This is a genomic window from Hymenobacter glacialis, assembly GCF_001816165.1.
Classification (GTDB): Bacteria; Bacteroidota; Bacteroidia; order Cytophagales; family Hymenobacteraceae; genus Hymenobacter; species Hymenobacter glacialis.
This window is the reverse complement of record NZ_MDZC01000025.1, coordinates 1-255: the sequence shown is the minus strand read 5'-3', so window position 1 is coordinate 255 and position 255 is coordinate 1. Positions and strand designations below refer to the sequence as shown.

Genomic DNA, 255 nt, shown 5'->3' with positions numbered 1-255 from the left:
GAGTTCCAGGAGATATGCTCGACGGCCCGCATCCGCATTGTGGATGGGGAGCTTTTCAGCTGGTACGGCAGCCGGTTGCGCTTGTCGGCGGCCTACTTTCCTCACCAGATTCTGCTTTCGTCGGAGCCCTACCCGTCCGGCCCGAAACATGTAGCCGAGTTCCAGGAGATATGCTCGACGGCCCGCATCCGCATTGTGGATGGGGAGCTTTTCAGCTGGTACGGCAGCCGGTTGCGCTTGTCGGCGGCCTACTTT

The 255-nt window shown here is 60.8% G+C and carries 1 pseudogene; it reads left to right on the top strand.

Annotation, left to right across the window (positions count from 1 at the left end):
• Positions 1 to 255: pseudogene (locus BEN48_RS19560) on the top strand (cobalamin-binding protein); the annotation flags it as partial.